1 pseudogene is annotated in these 230 nt (G+C 42.6%); it reads left to right on the top strand.

Annotated elements, in window-relative coordinates:
- Positions 1–85: 85 nt before the first annotated feature.
- Positions 86–193, top strand: a pseudogene (gene mtnA, locus ACYP5M_RS26880) (S-methyl-5-thioribose-1-phosphate isomerase); the annotation flags it as partial.
- Between the last annotated feature and the right edge of the window lie 37 nt (positions 194–230).

Here is a 230-nt window from a genome sequence, read left to right as displayed (position 1 = left end):
TACTCTTGAATATGAGCAAAGCATTTCAACTGCAAAGGAAGCACTTATTTCTGAGGCTAAAGCCATATTTTCTTAATATGAATAAATGTGCAGGAAAATCGGGGAACATGGTTTATCCTTATTAACTAGAGGAGATTCCATTCTAACGCATTGCAACGCTGGGGGAATAGCCACGGCTCGGTATGGCACAGCCTAGGCTCCCTTCCACCTGGCAAAAGAAAAGGACTTTC

Source organism: Peribacillus sp. N1 (assembly GCF_054600815.1).
Note: the sequence above shows the minus strand (reverse complement) of the source record. Positions and strands in the feature narration are given on the sequence as shown.